Below are 18949 nucleotides of genomic sequence, written 5' to 3'. Positions count from 1 at the left end.
CGCGCCTACGCGCCGCGGGGCGGAGCTGTCGAGCCGCGGACGTTCAGCGTGGGGTTGAGCACGACGCGGTGCACGGGGCGCGTGGGATCCTCGATGCGCCGCGCGAGCAGGTCGACGGCCGCGCGACCGACCGAGTTGCGCGGCGGGCTCACCGCGGTGAGCGCGGGCGTGAAGAGCTCGGCCACCTCGTCGTCGTACGCGACGACCGACAGGTCGCCGGGCACCGAGATGCCGCGGTTCAGCGCCAGGTCGACGAAGGCCATCGCCTCGGGGTCCGAGTGCACCAGGATCGCCGTGACCGAGTTCGACAGCGCCGCGTCGAGTGTGGCGTCGACGACCGCCGAGAAGTCGGGACTCGTGCGCGGCGGCAGGCTCGTCTCGAAGTGGTCCGACGGCGTGAGGCCGAGCTCGAGGCAGGCGGCCTGCCAGCCGGCGGCGATCTTGCGCGAGGTCGGCGAGTCCCGTGCGATGATGAGCCCGACGCGGCGGTGGCCGAGCGAGGCGAGGTGCCGGGCCGCGAGCACGGCGCCGAGCGCGTGGTCGGTCGTGACGTTCTCGACAGGGCTGCCGTCCGGCAGCACCACCGCGTCCCGCTCGACCAGCACGTTGGGGACACCGCATTCGGCGAGCCACTGCACGACGTCCTGCGCGTGGGGCGTATCGGTGTTCGGCGCGACGACGAGCCCGCGCACGCCCTCGGTGTGGACGAGCCGCTCGAGCACCGGGCGCTCGTCCTGCAGCTCGTACGACGCACCGCGCAGCACCACCCGCAGACCGTGGCGCGTCGCCTCGGTCTCGGCCCCGCGCACGACGCTCGGCCAGTAGAAGCTCAGCGACGGCACGAGCATCGCGATCGATCCGGTACGAGTGGAGGTGAGCGGATGCCCCGGCTCGACGTCGTCGAATCCTCCCGCGGGAGGCACGGCGCCGCCGTGGACGCGCACGAGCAGACCTTCGCGCTCCATCTGGGCGAGGTCGCGGCGCAGCGTCACCGGGGCGACGCCGAGCTCGTCCATGAGCTGCGCGACCCGCACGGCGCCGTCGCGCTCGAGCGTGGCCATCACGTGCGCCCGCCGTTCCGCGGCCAGCAGCGCCGGAGTCTGGTCGGTCATCGGGCGTCCTCCGCGTTCGTCAGGTCCAGTTCTACCGTGACGGCGACCGAGTCTGCCGCCGTCACGTCGAGATCGAGCCGGGTGAGTCGCGCGCCCCACACGCTGGACAGCACCGGGTCGTCGAGTTCGCGCACCACGAGAGACGCCTCCACGCCCTCCGGCCACGAGATCCGTACGGGGGTCGCGCCGTCGAGCGGCGTGACGACGGCGGATGCCTCGGCCCGGCGCACGTCGCCGGCCAGCAGCATCCGCACCTGGGTCTTCTCGTCCGTCCGGGGCGTTTCGTCTCGCTCGTTCCCCGCTCGCTCGACGAGCGGGGGCTGCCACGCGTCCTCGATCACGACGCGCCGCGTCTCGCGCTCGAGGCGCACCGTGCGCCGCCACGGCGCCGCGCCGGCGTACGCACCCGAGAGGTCGAGCGACATCGACGCGTCCTCCACGGACACCTCGACGTCGGATGCCGCGAACCCGGCGCCGGGGCTCTGCTCGACGCCGCCGATCACAGGCACGTTGTGCCACCCGCTCTGCATCGTCCAGATGTCGTAGCGGCCGGGGCCGAAGGTCTGCAGCGTGTACGTCGGCCGGCCCGCGTCGACGATGACCGGCACGCCGTCCGACGCGACGACGAACGAGCCGACGTCGTTGTGGTTGTGGTGCTCGCCGTTGTGCCCGCCCTTGACGGCGACCGTCAGGCCGCGCGCGGTCCCGCCGTGCTCACGCGCCAGCAGGACTTCGGTCGAGGGCAGCCAGACATCGCGCGGGAACGGCGACGTCTCGCGTGCCGCGCCCACCCAGGCGGGATCCGTGATGCCGCGCAGCAGGCGTCCGAAGCCCTCGTGCTCGGTGGCCGCCGGCGTGCCGGCGATGCGATGCGACGCGGCGTGGGCCGCAGCATCCGTGTCTCCTGCGTTCCGCGCCGCACGATGCAGGGCGTGCCAGGGCTGCGCGGCGGAGACGCGCGCCTGTCCGTCGGCGAGGTTCAGGTACCAGTCACCGCCGAGGTGCATGCGGTGCGGAAAGGCGACGGTCTCGCGCAGCGCCGGGATGCCGGACGCGTCGAGCACTCCCCCGGTCGCGTGGCGCACGATGTCGAGGGCTTCGAGGGCGCGGCACGCGCCGTTCCACCAGTACGCGTAGCCCTCGTCGATCGCGCCGTCGGCCGGCAGCACCGAGACGTACCGGTCGATGCCCTCGATGGCCAGCGCCACGATGCGCGCGCGCTCGTCGGCCTCGGACGCGTCGTCGAGCAGCCGCAGCGCCGCGGTGATCACGTTGCCGTGGATCCACGGGTTCCAGTTGTGCACGTCGCCGTCGAGCCCGAGCCAGTGCCAGTCGCGGCGCTCGGTGAACGGCTGGAACACGCGCACGCGCGCCTCGTGGCGGATGCGGGAACGGATGCCGGGGTACCGGGCCTCGAGCCGTGCGCCGACGAGCTGGTCGACCCACGTGAGCAGGGCGACCGCCTCGCCCGCCCCGAGGTCGAGGTAAGGCGCCGTCACCGTCGGGAGCACGGAGCCGCGCTCGCGGAACGCGTCGTCGTGGGCGGGCCAGCACCAGGTGCTCTGCTCGCAGATCAGCCAGACGCCGTCGAGCACCTCGGCGAGCCACACGGGGCCGAGCTCGGGGTCGTCGGCGTGGTACGCGGCGGCGACCGCCGCGCGAGCGAGGCGGAACTGGCGCTCGAAGACGACGGTCTCCCACCCGACACGGTCGCCGTCGTCGTGGATGCGCGCCGCGGCGGTGGCGAGCGGGACGCCCCACGGACGGCCGAGGTCTTCGTCGGCGCGGGCGAGCACGTCCGCGATGGCGACGGCGTCGGCGCTGCCGTCGGGCCCCCAGACGGTGCGGTCGGCGGATGTCGTGACAGGGAGAGCACGGTCTGCGGGAGCGAGGAGGGAGGCGAGGGCCGCGCCGAAAGCACGGTCGGCGCCGGCCTGCCGGTGGTAGACGGCGGCCAGGTCGCCCTCGAACGTCGCGGTCGAGGCATCCGTCGCGGTCGTCAAGGTTCCTCCTCGTTGATTCACCATGGGTGGGGGATCCACCTCGCAGTGAGGCTCGTTATGAACCCAAAGCGATCATAAACGATCATAACGAATCTCAAACAACCTTGCAATGAACGAATTGGGTTGCTACAGTCCCAAACGTTCGCTTTCCGCAGGACCCGATTCCGGCGGCGAGAAGAAGGCATCAAGGGAGATCCCAGTGACGGTCCAGCAGCCCACCACGTCGGCGCACATCGCGACGGGCTTCGATTGGACACGCGACGAATGGCTCGCCTACGCCGATCGCCTGCTCGACACCGCCCGCACCCACGCGTCGCCGGGTGCCGGCCGCGTCCACTTCCCGGGCGCCGAGGGCGGCTACGGCCACGCCGTCGACGGGCTCGAGGGCTTCGCCCGCACGTTCCTCCTCGCCGGCTTCCGCATCGCCGGGGCGCGCGGGCAGGGCACGGAGGAGCTCGCCGACTTCTACCGCCGCGGGATCGTGACGGGCGTCGACCCCGAGGCCGAGGACCGCTGGGTGCGTCTCGACGAGCACGCGCAGGCCAAGGTCGAGGCGGCGTCGCTCGCGCTCGTGCTCGACATGACGCGCCCGTGGATCTGGGACCGCCTCGACGCCCTCACCCAGCAGCGGGTCATCGACTACCTCGCGCCCGTCGTGGGCGATGCGACGTACCCCAAGACGAACTGGCTGTGGTTCCGCGTCGTCGTGCAGACGTTCCTCCGCTCGGTCGGCGGGCCCTGGTCGGCCGACGACATCGCCGACGACCTCGCACTGCACGACGTCCTCGTGCGCGAGGACGGCTGGATCTCCGACGGCTTCGAGCGCTCGTACGACCACTATGTCGGCTGGGCCCTCCACACCTACCCCGTGCTGTGGTCGCGCATGCAGGGCGCTGAAGAGCTCGCCGCCGGCCGCACGCCCGGCGACATCGCGCGCCTCGACCGCTTCCTGCAGGACGCCGTCACCCTCGTCGGCGCCGACGGCTCGCCGCTCGTGCAGGGCCGCAGCCTCATCTACCGCTTCGCCGCCGCCGCCCCGTTCTGGGTCGGCGCGATCGCCGAGGTCCCGTCCGTGCCGCTCGGGCAGCTGCGCCGTGCGGCGAACGCCGTCGTCGCGCACTTCGACGACGCCGGAGTGCCGGCGCAGGACGGCGTGCTCACCATGGGCTGGCACCACGAGTGGCGCGAGCTCGCACAGTCCTACTCGGGCCCGGGTTCGCCGTACTGGGCCGTGAAGGGCCTCCTCGGCATCGCGCTCCCGGCAGACCACCCGGTCTGGGCCGCCGAGACCGAGCCGCTGCCCATCGAGTCGGGTGACGAGCTGCGCACGGTGCGGCCCGCGGGCTGGGTGATCTCGGGCACGCAGGCCGACGGCATCGTGCGCATCGTCAACCACGGCACCGACCACGCCGCCGAGGGCAGCCTCGTCGGCGACTCGCCGCTCTACGCCCGCATCGGGTACTCGACTGCGACGGGCCCGCTCGCGAACCAGCGCGCGTTCGAGGAGCCCCTCGAGCAGTCCGTCGCCCTGGTGGACGCCGCCGGCCGCGCGACCCACCGCGCCGCGATGGACCTCATCGACGTGCGCGTCCAGGACGACGAGGGCGGCCGCGTCGGCATCGCCGCCTCCGTCTCGCGCGCCCACTGGATCGACCTCCGCCCTTCTGCCCAGCGCCACGGCTCCGGCATCGACGGCGACATCGAGATCGCCGGTCTCGTCGAGGTGCAGTCGCTCGTGCGCGGCCCGTGGGAGGCGCGCCTCGTCCGCGTCGCCTCGCTCGAGTCCGGCATCGACGCCGCGTCGCTCCGCCTCCGGGTGGGCGGCTGGGCGCTGGCAGCCGCCTCGCTCGATGGCACGACGGTGGATGCTGCCGCCTCGGTGATCGCGAAGGGGCTGAGCAGCAGCATCCGTCCCCTTCTCGGTGACGGCGAGACGAGCGTCGAGACGCGCGACGACGCCAGCCCGCTGGGCCCTGTCGCCGGCGTGCCGCTCGTGTCGTTCCCGGTCGAGCCGGGCTCGTGGAGCGCGACGCTCGTGGAGCTCACCACCGCAGACCTCGCATCGCCCGCCGATGCCGCACAGGTCGTCCTCGACGAGGACGGCGACCAGACCACCGCCACGGTCATCTGGCCGGACGGAACGGCGACCACGAGTCGCCTCGCACACCCCGGATCCCCCGCGAACCGGTAACCCTATGGGCCCGAGGACGGGTCCGCAATCACAAAGGAGTACCCCCAGAATGAAGCGCTCATACGCTGCCGCGGCCGGCATCGCCGTGGTCGCAACGCTCGCTCTCGCCGGCTGCAGCGGCGGCGGCGACGACGCGGCCGCGCCCGAGGAGTCGTCGGGTCCGGTCACGCTGTCCCTCTCGGGCTGGAGCCTCGACACGACGCCGGAGTTCCAGGCGCTCGCCGACGCGTTCCACGAGGAGAACCCCGACATCACGGTCGAGCTCAAGGGCTACGACGCGGCGGAGTACAACACGCTGCTGACCGCCGACCTCGCTGCGGGCTCCGGCCCCGACATCATCACGCAGAAGGAGGTCAAGTTCGTCCCGACGTTCGTCGAGGGCGGCCAGCTCCTCGACGTGTCGGATGTCGAGCTGCCCGACGGCATCAGCGGCGCCAAGTCGTACGAGGTCGACGGCACGGCGTACGCGGTCCCCTACCGCAACGACTCGTGGGTCCTGTACTACAACAAGGCACTCTTCGACCAGGCCGGCGTCGAGTACCCCGACGGCTCGTGGACGTGGGACGACTACAGCGACGCCGCGGCGGCGCTGACCGAGGGCATCGCAGCCGCCGGCGGCTCGGCCAAGGGCGCGTACCTCCACAACTGGCAGTCGACCGTCCAGGGCTTCGCGAACGCGCAGTCCGACGGAGACATCCTCAAGGGCGAGTACGACTACATGGAGCCGTTCTACGACAACGTGCTCGCACTGCAGTCGGCCGGCGACCAGGTGGACTTCAACACCGCCAAGGCGAACCAGCTCACCTACCAGGGCGAGTTCGGCAAGCAGAACGCCGCGATGCTCCAGATGGGCACGTGGTTCGTCGCGACGCTGATCGCGCAGCAGGCCTCGGGCGACGCCGATGACTTCGAGTGGGGCATCGCGCCGATCCCGCAGGTCTCGTCGAAGACGGCGGGTCTGGACAACACCCCCGTCACCTTCGGTGACCCGACCGGCTTCGGCATCAACGCCGGCATCGACGAGTCGAAGGTGGCTGCGGCCAAGAAGTTCCTCGCCTTCGCCGCCGGTGAAGAAGGCGCCCAGGTGCTCGCGAACATCGGCATCACGCCGGCGCTGCTGACCGACTCGGTCGTCGAGACCTACTTCTCGGTCGACGGTGCTCCCACCGACGACCTGTCGAAGTTCGCGTACTCGACGCACGAGGTGCACCCGGAGAACCCGACGTCGAGCAAGACGGCGGCGATCCAGGGCATCCTCGGCGACATGCACACCGCGATCATGTCGGGCTCCAAGAGCGTCTCGGACGCCATCACGGAGGCCCAGGACCGCGTGGCCAACGAGGTCGGCACCGACTGATCTCCCCGGGCCCCCCGGGGCCCGACCCGGTGGCCGGTCCGCACCCTGCGGCGGACCGGCCACCGCCCCCCGACTTCACCACCCCACTGGAGGTCCGCCATGGCGACCATCACCGCCACAGAGGCCGGCACCGCGCCGCCGCCCGTGCGCCGCCGGCGCTCGAAGCTGCGGCTGCGCAACACCCTCATCGGGTGGAGCTTCATCCTTCCGAACTTCATCGGCTTCGGGCTGCTCACGCTCATCCCGATCGTCGTGCTGTTCTACATGTCGTTCACCAACTGGAACGTCTTCGGCAAGGCCGACTGGGTCGGCCTCGCCAACTTCACGCGGCTCATCGGCGACGGCAGCTTCCGCATCTCGGTCCTCAACACCCTGTACTACTCGGTGCTGCACATCCCGCTGACGATCGTCGTCTCGCTCGGTCTCGCGCTGCTGCTCAACAACAAGCTCCGCGGCGTCGCCTTCTTCCGCACCGCCGCGTTCTTCCCCTACATCACCTCGATCGTCGCGATCGCGGTCGTGTGGAACCTGCTCTTCAGCCCCGAGTACGGCCCGATCAACGAGTTCCTCCGCTTCATCGGCATCCAGAACCCGCCCGGATGGCTCACCTCCCCCGAGTGGGCGATGCCCGCCGTCGTCATCGTCGGCACCTGGCGTGACATGGGCTACTACATGATCCTCTTCCTCGCGGGCCTGCAGACGGTCCCCCGCGAGCTGCACGAGGCCGCCCGCGTCGACGGTGCGAACGTGTGGCAGCGGTTCGTCAACGTGACCCTGCCGTGCCTGCGTCCCACCATGTTCTTCGTCACCGTGATGCTGACGATCAACTCGTTCAAGATCTTCGACCTGATCCTCGTCATGACCGACGGCGGCCCGGGTCAGTCCACCCTCGTGATGTCGCAGTTCATCTACCGCAAGGGCTTCGAAGAGAGCCAGTTCGGCTACGCGTCGGCCGCTGCCGTGGCGCTGTTCTTCATGTGCATCATCGTCACGATCGTGCAGTTCCTCTGGAACAAGAAGCGGAGCAGCTGATGGCCGAGCAGATCGAGAAGGACGCCGAGCTCCTCGTCTCCGACTTCACCGCCCCCGCGGGCGCACGTCGCGGACTGCGCAAGCTCGCCGAAGAGACCCCGGAGCAGCAGCCCCGGGTCAGCTACACCGAGAAGATGACCCCCGGCCGTCGCATCGCCCGCATCGCGATGTACGTCGGACTCGTCATCTTCGCCATCGGACTCCTCACGCCGTTCGTGTGGATGGTGCTGAGCTCGTTCAAGTCCGCCAACGAGGTCTTCTCGGTGCCGGTGAAGTGGCTCCCCGAGACGTGGGTGTGGCAGAACTACATCGACATCTGGACCGAGTCGAACATGCTCGTCTGGATCCGCAACACGCTGTTCCTGGCCGTGGTCGTCACGTTCCTGCAGGTGCTGACGGGCTCCTTCGCGGCGTACGGCTTCGCCCGGATGCGCTTCCGCGGCCGCGACGTGCTGTTCCTGCTCTACGTCGGCACGATCGCCGTCCCGTGGCAGTCGTACATGATCCCGCAGTTCATCCTGCTCTCGAACTTCAAGGTGTCGAACACGCTGTGGTCGATCATCCTGCTGCAGGCGTTCGGCGCGTTCGGCGTGTTCCTGATGAAGCAGTTCTACGAGACGATCCCCGAGGAGCTCTCGGAGGCGGCACGTCTGGACGGACTCAGCGAGTACGCGATCTGGCGCAAGATCATGCTGCCGCTGTCGATCCCGGCGCTCGCCTCGCTGACGCTGCTCACGTTCGTCAACACCTGGAACGACTACCTCGGGCCGCTCATCTACCTGCGCAACCCCGACCTCTGGACGATCCAGCTCGGCCTCAAGGGCTTCGTCTCGAACCTCTTCGACACGAACTACGCACTGCTGTTCGCCGGCCTGACGATCTCGGTCATCCCGATCGCGATCATCTTCCTGCTCGGCCAGAAGTACTTCGTCGAGGGCATCGCGACGAGCGGTCTGAAGGGCTGACGCCATGAAGAAGCTCAACGGGCTGGTGTCGCACGAGACGTGGGCGTCCCTCATCGGGATGATCTACCTCGGGCTCATCGTGAACCTGCTGCTGGTGGTCTCGTCGCTGCCGCTCGTGGTGCTGCTGGTCACGACCGACCCGCTGTACTCGTGGCCGCTGCTGGCGATCGCCGCGCCGCTCGCCGCCCCCGGTCTCGCTGCCGCGTTCCGCGCGTTCCGCGAGCACGGGGAGGGCGGGCTGGGCCCGATCCGAGCCTTCGTCGCTGGGCTGCGCGCCACGTGGCGTCGTGCGCTCCTGATCGGTGCCGCGGTCGCGGCGGTCATCGTGGTGCTGCTCGTGGACGTGCGGATGCTGTCGAACACGGCCGTCGCCGTGTTCACCGTCCCGCTCCTCGGCGTGCTGGCGCTGCTCGCGATCGCGGTCGGGCTCGTCGCCCTGGTCGCGATCGCGGAGGTGCCGGCCGCGCGCCTGCGTGACGTGCTGCGGGCCAGCCTCTACCTGAGCCTGCGCCGCTGGTACCTCACGGCCGCGTCGCTGGCCGCCCTGGCGGCACAGGTCGCCGTGTTCGCCACCGCGCCCGCTCTCGGGCTGGGCCTCACGGCCTCCGCCGCACTCTTCTTCGCGTGGACCAACTCGCGCTTCACGCTCCGCCCCGTGCTCGACCTCGACGAGAAGGCCGCCGCGCAGGCCTGAGCCCGCGGCATCCGTTCTCTGCATATACCTCAGAAGGAATCTCTCCATGACGTCCACCTCGCCCGCCGCGGGCACCACCGAGACCACGACCGACGCGGCCATCGCCGCCGCGCTGTCGACGATCCGGCGCAACATCGCGAAGTTCGGGGGCTCGTACCCCGACGACACGACGGTGGACGACCGCTACGAGCTGCGTCCCGCCGAGGGCGGCATCCCGCTCGGCGGCAACCGCGGCTGGACCACGAGCTTCCGCACCGGCCTGCTGTGGCTGGCGTGGGAGCTGTCCGGCGACGAGGACTACCGCGACGCCGCGCGGATCGACGCGGCCGACTTCGAGCGTCGCGTGCGCGCCGAGGAGGACCTCGACACCCACGACCTCGGCTTCCTGTACACGCTGTCGACGGTCGCCGCCTGGCGCCTGGTGGGCGACCCGAAGGCGCGTGACGCGTCGCTGCTCGCCGCCGACCACCTGATGCGCCGGTTCCTCGAGCCCGCGGGCATCATCCAGGCGTGGGGCGACCTCTCCGACCCCGCTCAGCGCGGGCGCACCATCATCGACAGCCTCATGAATATGCCGCTGCTGACATGGGCCCACGAGCAGACCGGCGAGGAGCGCTTCGCGGACGCCGTGGTGCGCCACACCGCGCAGCTGCGCGAGCACATCCTCCGCGAGGACGACTCCACCTTCCACACGTTCTACTGGGACGCCGAGACCGGCGAGGCCCTCCGCGGCGGCACCGAGCAGGGCGCGGCCGACGAGTCGTGCTGGGCGCGCGGGCAGGCGTGGGGCATCTACGGCTTCGCGATGAACTACGCGGTGACCGGCGACGAGCGCCTGCTCGAGGCATCCCGCCGCTGCACGGAGTACTTCCTTCGCCACCTGCCGGCCGACGAGGTGCCGTTCTGGGACCTCGTCTACACCGACGGCAGCGACGCGCCGCGCGACAGCTCCGCCGCCGCGATCGCAGTGTGCGGCCTGCTCGAGCTCGCGAAGGTGGAGACGGATGCTGAGCGCGCCGCCGAGTGGAGCGCCCGGGCGCACTCGATCCTGGCGTCGCTCATCGCGAACTACACGCCGGTGAACGCCGAGGACTCCGACGCGCTGATCCTGCACTCGGTCTACGACCTGCCGAAGGACAACGGCGTCGACGAGGGCACGCTGTGGGGCGACTACTTCTACCTCGAGGCCCTGATGCGCGTCGCGCGTCCGGAGTGGAGGAAGTACTGGTGAGGCTCGTCACCTACGCGGGTGCGGACGGCGCCCGGCCGGCCGCGGTCGTCGCGGGGGATCGCGTGCTCGACCTGGGCGGGATCGCCGGTTCGGTGACGGCGCTGCTCTCTTCGGACGCCGCTCTGGCGGCGGCGCGGGAAGCGGTGGCGTCGGCCGATGCGGATTCTCTTCCGGTGCTCGATGCGGCTGCCCTTCTCGCACCTGTCGTGCCGGGCAAGATCCTCTGCCTCGGCTACAACTACCGCGGACACGTGCCGGACGGCGTCGACCCGACCGCGAACGACCCCGAGTATCCGGACGTGTTCGTCAAGACGTCGAACACGCTCGCCGGCCCGAACGACGCCGTCGTGATCCCGCCGGGCGCGACCGACGTCGACTACGAGGGCGAGGTCGCGGTGGTCATCGGCCGCCGGGCACAGCGCGTGGCGCTCGAGGATGCCCTCGACCACGTCGGCGGGTACACGATCCTCAACGACGTGTCGGACCGCGCCTGGCAGCGCCGGCAGAGCCAGTGGGCGCTCGGCAAGTGCTCCGACGGCTTCGCGCCGCTGGGACCGTGGGTTGTCACGCCCGACGAGGCGCCGGACCCGCAGGACCTCCTCGTGGAGGTCGTGCGCGACGGGGTCGTCACGGTGTCGCAGTCGACGTCGACCACGATCTTCAGCGTGGCGTACGTCATCCATCACCTCAGCCAGGTGCTGACTCTCGAGCCGGGCGACATCGTCTCGACCGGCACACCGCAGAAGCTGCCCGCCGCGCAGGACGCGCACCGCCCGCTCGCCGACGGCGACGCGGTCACCGTGCGCATCGCCGGCCTCGGCGAGCTCACCACCCGATTCATCGCAAGCCAGGAGTCCGCCGCATGATCCTCGATTCGTTCCGCCTCGACGGCAAGGTCGCGCTCGTCACCGGTTCGAGCCGCGGTCTCGGCCAGGGCGCCGCCGTCGCTCTGGCGGAGGCCGGGGCCGACGTGGCGCTCCTCGACCGCGGCGACGCATCGGCCACCGCCGAGCTCATCGAGGCGACCGGCCGCCGGGTCCACCGCGTGCAGCGCGACCTCGTGTCGGCCACGCCCGACGAGCTGTCCGCCGCGGTCGACGAGGTGATCGCCGAGCTCGGGGGCCTCGACATCCTCGTGAACAACGCCGGCACCATCCGCCGCGCGCCCGCCGCCGAGTACCCGCTCGGCGACTGGGACGACGTGCTCGCGATCAACCTCGACGCGGTGTTCCACCTGTCGCAGGCCGCCGGCCGCCACATGCTCGCGAACGGTGGGGGACGCATCATCAACGTCGCGTCGATGCTGTCGTTCCAGGGCGGCATTCTCGTTCCGGCATATACCGCGTCCAAGCACGCCGTCGCCGGGCTCACCAAGGCGCTCGCGAACGAGTGGGCGGCTGCGGGCGTCACCGTCAACGCCGTCGCCCCCGGCTACATGGCGACCGACAACACCGCACCGCTGCGTGCCGACGAGGACCGCGCCGCGTCGATCCTGTCGCGCATCCCCGCAGGACGCTGGGGCGAGGCATCCGATCTGCAAGGCGTCTTCGTCTTCCTCGCCTCCGACGCCGCCGCCTACGTGACCGGCGCCGTCATCCCCGTCGACGGCGGCTGGCTCGTCCGCTGACCCTTACGCACCCCCACGCAGAACCAGGAGAGAACTCGTGACCGAGACGCACATCCCGCAGCGCTACGCGACCAACCCCGCCCAGATCCCGGGCATGACGACGCAGGACCTGCGCGACACGTACCTCATCCCCGACGTCTTCGTGCCGGGGGAGATCCGCCTCACGTACACGCACCACGACCGCATCGTGCTCGGCGGCGCCGTGCCCGCAGGTTCGGTGCTCGAGCTCGGCGGATACCCCGAGATCCGCAGCGACTACTTCCTCGAGCACCGCGAGGTCGGCATCATCAACGTCGGCGGCACCGGCACGGTCACCGCCGACGGCGAGGTCTACACGCTCGTCAAGGGCGCGTGCCTGTACCTCGGCCGGGGCATCAAGGACGTCTCGTTCGCCGACGCTTCCGGTGAGACCGGGGCGCAGTTCTACCTCTTCTCCGCTCCCGCGCACACCGCGTACCCGTCGGCCCTCGTGTCGCCTGGCGAGGGCACCGTGCGCGAGCTCGGCGACCAGCTGACCTCCAACCGCCGCACGCTCAACCAGTACATCCACGAGAACGGCGTGAAGAGCTGCCAGATCGTGATGGGCGTCACCGAGCTGCACCCGGGCTCGATGTGGAACACCATGCCGGCGCACACGCACGACCGCCGCACCGAGTGCTACCTGTACTTCGACCTGCCCGAAGACGCTCGCGTCATCCACCTCATGGGCGAGCGCGAAGAGACCCGCCACCTCGTGATCGCCGACCGCCAGGCCGTCATCTCGCCCTCGTGGTCGCTGCACTCCGGCGTCGGCACGTCGGCGTACACGTTCATCTGGGCGATGGCCGGCGAGAACCAGGCGTTCGACGACATGGACGCCGCCCCCGTCACCGACCTGCGATGACGCGGCTCGACGCCGCCGGCGCTGCGCCGGCGGCTGCCGGGATGCAGAGATCCGGCGGAACTCGGACCGATCGCGCGAATCCGCCCGAGTTCGGCGGGATCTCCGAGTCTCGCGTGATCGCGCAGGGGAGGGCGACGGATGCCGCAGCCTGACTACGCTGGCGGGGTGCCCCGGACTCTGCTCGCGATCGGCGAGACCATGGCGATGGTGACGCCCGTCGTCGCGACTCCCGTCGCCGACGCCGACGCGTTCCTGCTCGATGCCGGGGGAGCGGAGTCCAATGTCGCCGCGCACGTGGCCGCGCTCGGACACCGTGCGGTCTGGTTCAGCCGGCTCGGTGAGGATGCTCTCGGGCACCGCATCGCCCGCCAGCTGTCGGGGCGGGGCGTGGATGTCTCGCGCGTGGTGTTCGATGACGGGAACCCGACCGGGCTGTACGTGAAGGACCCCGGCAACGGGGTGCTCTACTACCGTCGGGGCTCCGCTGCAGCGCATCTGTCGGAGTCCGACGCGGACGACGTGTCGTTCGACGGCGTCGACCTGCTGCACGTCTCGGGCATCACGGCTGCGATCTCGGCGTCCGCGGCCGCGTTCCTCACGCGTGCGATCGCTCGCGCCCGGGAGCACGGCGTGCCGGTCTCGTTCGACGTCAACCACCGTGCGCCGCTGTGGGATGCCGCGACCGCCGCCCCCGCGCTGCTCGAGCTCGCCCGCAGCGCCGACATCGTGCTCGTGGGCCGCGACGAGGCCGAGACGCTCTGGGCCACTCCGACCGCGGCCGACGTGCGCGCCCTTCTGCCGGATGTCGCCGAACTCATCGTCAAAGACGGCGACATCGGCGCGACGGCCTTCGTCGGCGACGACGAGGTGTTCGAGCCGGCGCTCGTCGTCGAGGTCGTCGAACCGGTCGGCGCCGGCGACGCGTTCGCGGGCGGCTACCTCGCGGGCCGGCTCTCGGGCGAGTCGGTGTCCGACCGACTGCGCGCCGGCCACGCCCGTGCCGCTCGCACCCTGCAGACCACCACCGACTCGATCGACGAGCCCGCGACCGGCATCCCGACCGCGACATGACGGGTTCCGGGCGCGTCCCGAACCTTCGGGGCGCAAGCCGCACGCCCGGAACGCACGCGGTGCGCCCCCACCCGCAACGATGACTGAACCCGACACCCGAAGGACCCGCGAATGACCTCCCAGCCCACCTCATCGAGCGCACCGGATGCTGCCGCCCAGGGCGCCTGGTTCGACACGGCATTCGCCGGGGCGCCGCTCATGGCGATCCTCCGCGGCATGGGCGTCGAGCGCTCGGTGCGCCTCTCCGAGACCGCGTGGGACCTCGGAATCGACTCCGTCGAGGTGCCGCTGCAGACCGACGAGGACGAGCGCGCCCTGCGTGCCGTCGTGGAGGCGGCGAACGCCCGCGGCAAGAGCGTCGGCGCCGGCACGATCATCACGCCGGAGCAGGCGACGCGGGCCGCCGACGCGGGCGCGGTGTATCTCGTCTCGCCGGGACTCGACCCGGTTGTCGTGCGGGCGGCGCAGGATGCCGGCATCCCGATCCTCCCGGGAGTCGCGACCCCCAGCGAGGTTCAGCTCGCCGTCTCGCTCGGGCTGACGTGGCTCAAGGCGTTCCCCGCGACGTGGCTCGGCAGCGGCTGGTTCAAGCACATCCGCGGACCGTTCCCGCAGGTGAAGTTCGTCGCCACCGGTGGGCTCGACGCCTCGAACGTCGAGGAGTTCCTCGACGCCGGCGTGCGCGTCGCCGCCGTCGGCTCGGCCCTCGAAGACGCATCCCAGCTCGAGCGTCTCGCCGCGGTGCTTCGCGCGCGCACGGCTGCGCGATGACCGCCGACGCGCGCTCGTTCGCGATCGGCGAGACCGAATTCCTCCTCGACGGGGAGCCCTTCCGGGTGCTCGCCGGTGCGCTGCACTACTTCCGGGTGCACCCGGGGCAGTGGGCCGATCGCATCCGCAAGGCGAAGCTCATGGGGCTCAACACCATCGAGACGTACGTCGCGTGGAACGCCCACGAGCCGGTGCGCGGCGAGTGGGACGCCACCGGCTGGAACGACCTCGGGCGGTTCCTCGACCTCGTCGCGGCGGAGGGCATGCACGCGATCGTGCGTCCCGGCCCCTATATCTGCGCCGAATGGCACAACGGGGGACTCCCCGTCTGGCTGACGGCGCTGGACGGCGTCGGCCTTCGCCGTTCCGAGCCCCGCTACCTCGAAGAGGTCACCGCATACCTCGAGCGGGTCTACGAGATCGTGGCTCCGCACCAGATCGACCGCGGCGGACCCGTCATCCTGGTGCAGATCGAGAACGAGTACGGCGCGTACGGCAACGACACCGCGTACCTCGAGCACCTCGTGCGGGTGACGAAGGACGCCGGCATCACGGTCCCGCTCACCACGATCGACCAGCCGACCGACCAGATGCTCAGCGACGGCAGCGTCGCGGGGGTGCACCTCACGGGCTCGTTCGGGTCTCGCGCGGCCGAGCGCCTCGCGACCCTGCGCCGTCACCAGCCCACCGGGCCGCTCATGTGCGCCGAGTTCTGGGACGGCTGGTTCGACTGGTGGGGCAACACCCACCACACGACCCCGGCGGCGGCGTCGGCCGCCGAGCTCGACGCGCTGCTGGCGTCGGGCGCGTCCGTGAACTTCTACATGTTCCACGGCGGAACCAACTTCGGGCTGACGAACGGCGCGAACGACAAGGGACGCTACCTGCCGATCGTGACGTCGTACGACTACGACGCCCCGCTCGACGAGCGCGGCGATCCGACCGAGAAGTACTTCGCGTTCCGTGACGTCATCGCGAAGTACGCGCCGGTGCCCGACGAGGTGCCCGCGGTCAGCGGCCCTGCGCCGGCATTCGCGGTCGCACTGGAGCCGGTCGCGGCCGAGGCGGCAGCATCCGGTTCCCGTCATGACCTGCCGCCGACGTTCGAGCAGCTCGAGCACCTGAGCGCCCTCGTCGCGTACGAGGCGGACCTCGACGGCCGCGGGGGAGTGCTGCGCTTCGGCGAGGTGCGCGACCACGCGTGGGTCTCGGTCGACGGTGTGGCGGTGGGCACGCTGTCGCGGACTCGTCACGAGGATGCGCTCGTCGTTCCCGCGGGCCGCCGTGTGCGGGTCCTCGTGGAGGAGCAGGGCCGCGTCAACTACGACGTGCGCCTCGGCGAACCCAAAGGCCTCCTCGGTCCGGTGACCTTGACGGGTGAGCCCCTCACCGGGTGGACCGCGACACCCATCGACGTCGCAACTCTGGGCGCTTCGGCGATGGATGCTGCTCCCGCCGCCTCCGCAGATCCCGGCGTCGCCCCGTTCGTGCTGCGAGGCTCGTTCGCGCTCGACGAGCCGACCGACCTCTTCCTCGACACGAACGGCTGGGGCAAGGGCTTCGCTCTCGTGAACGGCTTCCTGCTCGGCCGCTACTGGTCGAGCGGCCCCCAGCGCACCCTCTACGTGCCGGCTGCGGCGCTGACCGTGGGCGAGAACGTCGTCGTGGTGGTCGAGCTGGATCGCGTCACGGAGGCCGAGGCGCGCTTCGTCGCCGAGCCCGACCTCGGCCCGCTCGAGGAGTAGCCGGCGGCGAGGCTGCGGCTGAGTCGCCCTCCGCGTGATCGGCGTCTAGATGTCGGCGAAGTCGTTCCCCGGGCTCTGCAGCTGCGAGACGACGTCCCCGTCGAGGACGACGACGATGTACTCGCGGCCTGCCGCTCCGGGCCGACTCAGCGACTGCGTTCCCTGCGCCTCCCGCTCGTCGATGCCGAGGTAGTCCGCTTCGCCGTCGCCGTCCTCATCCCAGGAGTCCCACCCTCCCGCTGCGACCACGGTCTCCCGCGTGTCGCCGACGGCCACGCCGCCCAGGGTCCGGACGGGAACCCCGCCGACGGTAGGCGCGAGTACGGCGATGCTGGCCGGGCCGTCCTTCATCACGCTGACGGTCAGCTCGGTCCATCGGTAGGTCGTTCCCCAGACATCGCCGTTCCCCCACGGGTCTTCGAAGTCCTCGCCGTGACGGGGCTCACCGATCAGCTCCTCGATGACGGTCAGGAGGGACTCGGGATCGTCGAACGCGAGGCTCTTCGCCGCCGCGCCATCCGTGTACTCGATTCCATCCAGCCCCACCGTGAGCATCGGGGCGGGTGTCGGAGTCGCGGTCGCCGTCGGGGTCTCGACCGTCGATGCGCCGGGGGCGCTGGTGCCGGCCGCGGTCGTCGGCTCCTCCGATGCGCAACCGGTGAGCAGGAGACCAGCGGCAACCAAGAGGACAGAGAGTCGTCGGAGGGGTGCGTCGCCTCGGCGCGATGGTGTGGAGAGCGAAGCTCGCCCGTCAGGGCAACCCCGTGGAGCCGTTGACGGCGCCCTGGAACGTCGAAGCGGCGTCATCGTCGACGCCGACGCGCTCGCGTTGGACCTCACCGGGGTCGCGCAGTAGTCTCCTGGCGTCGACCTGCGGCTGCCCCGACACGGGAAGTCGATTCGTCGTCACGCGGAGAGACGGCTGGTTGACTGGGCGGATGCCCCTCGCGTCTGACGCCCGGGTCGCCGTGTGCGGCCCCGCGTCGTGGAACCACCTCATCCTCCTCGACCGCCTCCCCGAACCGGTGCCGCACATGCAGTTCGCGCTCGGCGACCTGCACACGCTCGGCGGGACGTCGGCCGGCAAGGCGCTGCACCTCGCCGATCGCGGCGTCGACGTCACGCTCCACGCGCTGCTGGGCACTGACGACGACGGCCGGCGCGTGTCTGCCGCGCTCGACGCGGCGGGCGTGCGGGTCGCCGCCTATCCTTCGGAGCGCACCGAGCGGCACGCGAACCTGATGACCGCGGCGGGGGAGCGCGTGAGCCTCTACCTCGCGACGCCGTCGGCCGCATCCGACGAGGAGGTCGGCCGTATCGAGGCCGCCCTCGCCGGCGCGGACATCGCGGTGGTCGATCTCAGCGGGGTCGGCGCGACGATCGTGGAGCACCGTCTCGCCGGCGCCGCGGGCGCTCCGATCTGGACCGACCTCCACGACTACGACGGCGCGGCGGAGTTCCACGAGCCGTTCCTCCGCGCCGCCGACGTCGTCTTCATGAACGACGACGCGACCGACGATCCGTGGGCGCTGATGCAGAGCTGCCTCGACCGTGGACCGCGGCTCGCCGTCTGCACGCTCGGCGCGCGCGGCGCCATCGCCCTCGCCGCTTCCGGTGGGCGCGCGACCATCGATGCCGTGCCGGTGGATGTCGTCGACACGAACGGCGCCGGCGACGCGTTCTTCGCCGGGTTCCTCGCTGCGTCGCTCTCGGGTGCGGACCTGGACGGATGCCTCGCCGCCGGCGCCCGTCAGGCGGTCGTGGCGCTCTCGTTCGAGCACCTGCACCCGGCGGTCGTCGGCGCCGGAGAGGTCACCAGCGGGCTTCGGTGACGTGGGCGGGACTCGCCGCCGCGTCGTAGACCCGCACCCACGCCGGTCGCACGACGACGACGGCGAAGTCCGGGTCGAGCGCGCGGGATCCGGGGAACTGCGCGTTGTAGGCGCCGCCGTACTCCTCACGAAGCGTGCCGTGAACGATCGTCCCAAAGCCGTCGATCTGCGCCGACACCGCGCCGTCCGTCCCGACGACGACGGCGATGCGATGGTCGTGGCGCAGGTTCTCGGCCTTTCGCGACCCGACGAGCGTGTCGAACACGAGGGTGCCGTCGTCGAGTGCGGCGATTCCGACGAGCGCCGCCTCGGGTGCCCCCGACGGCGACACGGTCGCGACGACGCCCTGCGCTTCGGCACGCACGAAGGCCACGAATGCCTGAACGTCACTGGGATCGAACGCCATCCGCTCACAGTACGGCAGGGAGTCCCCGC

The 18949-nt window shown here is 71.0% G+C and carries 18 protein-coding genes; 13 read left to right on the top strand and 5 right to left on the bottom strand.

The window, feature by feature from the left end; translation table 11 throughout:
* Positions 1-5: 5 nt before the first annotated feature.
* Positions 6-1112 carry a substrate-binding domain-containing protein gene (locus ACFVSU_RS10810; protein ID WP_375870341.1) on the bottom strand — a complete coding sequence of 369 codons (1107 nt, stop codon included), beginning with the start codon at positions 1110-1112 and terminating at the stop codon, positions 6-8.
* A complete protein-coding gene (locus ACFVSU_RS10805) occupies positions 1109-3115 on the bottom strand; it encodes a heparinase II/III family protein (protein WP_387142178.1) in 2007 nt (668 codons plus the stop codon). Before ACFVSU_RS10805 ends, ACFVSU_RS10810 begins: the two co-directional genes overlap by 4 nt.
* Before the next feature lie 199 nt (positions 3116-3314).
* Between ACFVSU_RS10805 and ACFVSU_RS10800 the strand changes: the two genes are divergently transcribed.
* The 12 genes from ACFVSU_RS10800 (at position 3315) to ACFVSU_RS10745 (ending at position 16682) form a co-directional block, all read left to right on the top strand.
* Entirely contained in the window at positions 3315-5306 is a 1992-nt protein-coding gene (locus ACFVSU_RS10800) for a DUF2264 domain-containing protein (RefSeq protein WP_387142175.1), read from the top strand.
* 49 nt (positions 5307-5355) lie between these two features.
* Positions 5356-6663, top strand: coding sequence for an ABC transporter substrate-binding protein (locus ACFVSU_RS10795; RefSeq protein WP_387142172.1), 1308 nt, complete (start codon positions 5356-5358; stop codon positions 6661-6663).
* Positions 6664-6762: 99 nt separating this feature from the next.
* Positions 6763-7695, top strand: coding sequence for a carbohydrate ABC transporter permease (locus ACFVSU_RS10790; protein ID WP_052676912.1), 933 nt, complete (start codon positions 6763-6765; stop codon positions 7693-7695).
* Complete coding sequence (locus tag ACFVSU_RS10785) at positions 7695-8660, top strand: carbohydrate ABC transporter permease (RefSeq protein WP_387142169.1); 966 nt, start codon at positions 7695-7697, stop codon at positions 8658-8660. The genes ACFVSU_RS10790 and ACFVSU_RS10785 overlap by 1 nt, the downstream gene beginning before the upstream one ends.
* A 4-nt stretch (positions 8661-8664) precedes the next feature.
* On the top strand, positions 8665-9354 hold the full coding sequence (locus ACFVSU_RS10780; protein ID WP_387142166.1) for a ferredoxin-NADPH reductase: 690 nt from the start codon (positions 8665-8667) through the stop codon (positions 9352-9354).
* 46 nt (positions 9355-9400) lie between these two features.
* Positions 9401-10585, top strand: coding sequence for a glycoside hydrolase family 88 protein (locus ACFVSU_RS10775; RefSeq protein WP_387142164.1), 1185 nt, complete (start codon positions 9401-9403; stop codon positions 10583-10585).
* Positions 10582-11451 carry a fumarylacetoacetate hydrolase family protein gene (locus tag ACFVSU_RS10770; protein WP_387142161.1) on the top strand — a complete coding sequence of 290 codons (870 nt, stop codon included), beginning with the start codon at positions 10582-10584 and terminating at the stop codon, positions 11449-11451. Before ACFVSU_RS10775 ends, ACFVSU_RS10770 begins: the two co-directional genes overlap by 4 nt.
* Positions 11448-12212, top strand: coding sequence for a 2-dehydro-3-deoxy-D-gluconate 5-dehydrogenase KduD (gene kduD / locus ACFVSU_RS10765; RefSeq protein ID WP_056365831.1), 765 nt, complete (start codon positions 11448-11450; stop codon positions 12210-12212). The genes ACFVSU_RS10770 and kduD overlap by 4 nt, the downstream gene beginning before the upstream one ends.
* Before the next feature lie 37 nt (positions 12213-12249).
* A complete protein-coding gene (gene kduI / locus ACFVSU_RS10760) occupies positions 12250-13095 on the top strand; it encodes a 5-dehydro-4-deoxy-D-glucuronate isomerase (RefSeq protein ID WP_387142157.1) in 846 nt (281 codons plus the stop codon).
* A 165-nt stretch (positions 13096-13260) separates the two neighbouring features.
* On the top strand, positions 13261-14166 hold the full coding sequence (locus ACFVSU_RS10755; RefSeq protein WP_387142154.1) for a sugar kinase: 906 nt from the start codon (positions 13261-13263) through the stop codon (positions 14164-14166).
* A gap of 111 nt (positions 14167-14277) precedes the next feature.
* Complete coding sequence (locus ACFVSU_RS10750; RefSeq protein WP_387142151.1) at positions 14278-14937, top strand: bifunctional 4-hydroxy-2-oxoglutarate aldolase/2-dehydro-3-deoxy-phosphogluconate aldolase; 660 nt, start codon at positions 14278-14280, stop codon at positions 14935-14937.
* Entirely contained in the window at positions 14934-16682 is a 1749-nt protein-coding gene (locus ACFVSU_RS10745) for a beta-galactosidase family protein (protein WP_387142148.1), read from the top strand. Before ACFVSU_RS10750 ends, ACFVSU_RS10745 begins: the two co-directional genes overlap by 4 nt.
* Positions 16683-16727: 45 nt before the next feature.
* Here ACFVSU_RS10745 and ACFVSU_RS10740 read toward each other — a convergent pair whose 3' ends face one another.
* Positions 16728-17366, bottom strand: coding sequence for a hypothetical protein (locus ACFVSU_RS10740; RefSeq protein WP_387142145.1), 639 nt, complete (start codon positions 17364-17366; stop codon positions 16728-16730).
* Positions 17367-17433: 67 nt separating this feature from the next.
* Positions 17434-17592, bottom strand: coding sequence for a hypothetical protein (locus ACFVSU_RS10735; RefSeq protein WP_387142142.1), 159 nt, complete (start codon positions 17590-17592; stop codon positions 17434-17436).
* 28 nt (positions 17593-17620) lie between these two features.
* Between ACFVSU_RS10735 and ACFVSU_RS10730 the strand changes: the two genes are divergently transcribed.
* The gene (locus ACFVSU_RS10730; protein WP_387142139.1) at positions 17621-18514 is read left to right on the top strand and encodes a carbohydrate kinase family protein; all 894 of its coding nucleotides are present in this window, start codon (positions 17621-17623) and stop codon (positions 18512-18514) included.
* Here ACFVSU_RS10730 and ACFVSU_RS10725 read toward each other — a convergent pair.
* Positions 18495-18920, bottom strand: coding sequence for a pyridoxamine 5'-phosphate oxidase family protein (locus tag ACFVSU_RS10725; protein ID WP_387142136.1), 426 nt, complete (start codon positions 18918-18920; stop codon positions 18495-18497). The two genes, ACFVSU_RS10730 and ACFVSU_RS10725, sit on opposite strands and share 20 nt — an antisense overlap.
* Between the last annotated feature and the right edge of the window lie 29 nt (positions 18921-18949).

It is taken from the genome of Microbacterium sp. NPDC058062 (assembly GCF_042885375.1).
Classification (GTDB): domain Bacteria; phylum Actinomycetota; class Actinomycetes; order Actinomycetales; family Microbacteriaceae; genus Microbacterium; species Microbacterium trichothecenolyticum_C.
The sequence above is the reverse complement of the archived record's forward strand: the minus strand, read 5'-3'. Positions and strand labels throughout refer to the sequence as shown.

What these genes read in the sequence shown, in the direction of transcription:
- ACFVSU_RS10795 (WP_387142172.1), top strand. Translation starts at nt 5,356, where the DNA reads ATGAAGCGCTCATACGCTGCCGCGGCCGGCATCGCCGTGGTCGCAACG.
- ACFVSU_RS10750 (WP_387142151.1), top strand. Translation starts at nt 14,278, where the DNA reads ATGACCTCCCAGCCCACCTCATCGAGCGCACCGGATGCTGCCGCCCAG.
- ACFVSU_RS10745 (WP_387142148.1), top strand. Translation starts at nt 14,934, where the DNA reads ATGACCGCCGACGCGCGCTCGTTCGCGATCGGCGAGACCGAATTCCTC.
- ACFVSU_RS10810 (WP_375870341.1), bottom strand. Translation starts at nt 1,112, where the DNA reads ATGACCGACCAGACTCCGGCGCTGCTGGCCGCGGAACGGCGGGCGCAC.
- ACFVSU_RS10730 (WP_387142139.1), top strand. Translation starts at nt 17,621, where the DNA reads ATGCCCCTCGCGTCTGACGCCCGGGTCGCCGTGTGCGGCCCCGCGTCG.
- ACFVSU_RS10785 (WP_387142169.1), top strand. Translation starts at nt 7,695, where the DNA reads ATGGCCGAGCAGATCGAGAAGGACGCCGAGCTCCTCGTCTCCGACTTC.
- kduD (WP_056365831.1), top strand. Translation starts at nt 11,448, where the DNA reads ATGATCCTCGATTCGTTCCGCCTCGACGGCAAGGTCGCGCTCGTCACC.
- ACFVSU_RS10780 (WP_387142166.1), top strand. Translation starts at nt 8,665, where the DNA reads ATGAAGAAGCTCAACGGGCTGGTGTCGCACGAGACGTGGGCGTCCCTC.
- ACFVSU_RS10725 (WP_387142136.1), bottom strand. Translation starts at nt 18,920, where the DNA reads ATGGCGTTCGATCCCAGTGACGTTCAGGCATTCGTGGCCTTCGTGCGT.
- ACFVSU_RS10790 (WP_052676912.1), top strand. Translation starts at nt 6,763, where the DNA reads ATGGCGACCATCACCGCCACAGAGGCCGGCACCGCGCCGCCGCCCGTG.
- ACFVSU_RS10775 (WP_387142164.1), top strand. Translation starts at nt 9,401, where the DNA reads ATGACGTCCACCTCGCCCGCCGCGGGCACCACCGAGACCACGACCGAC.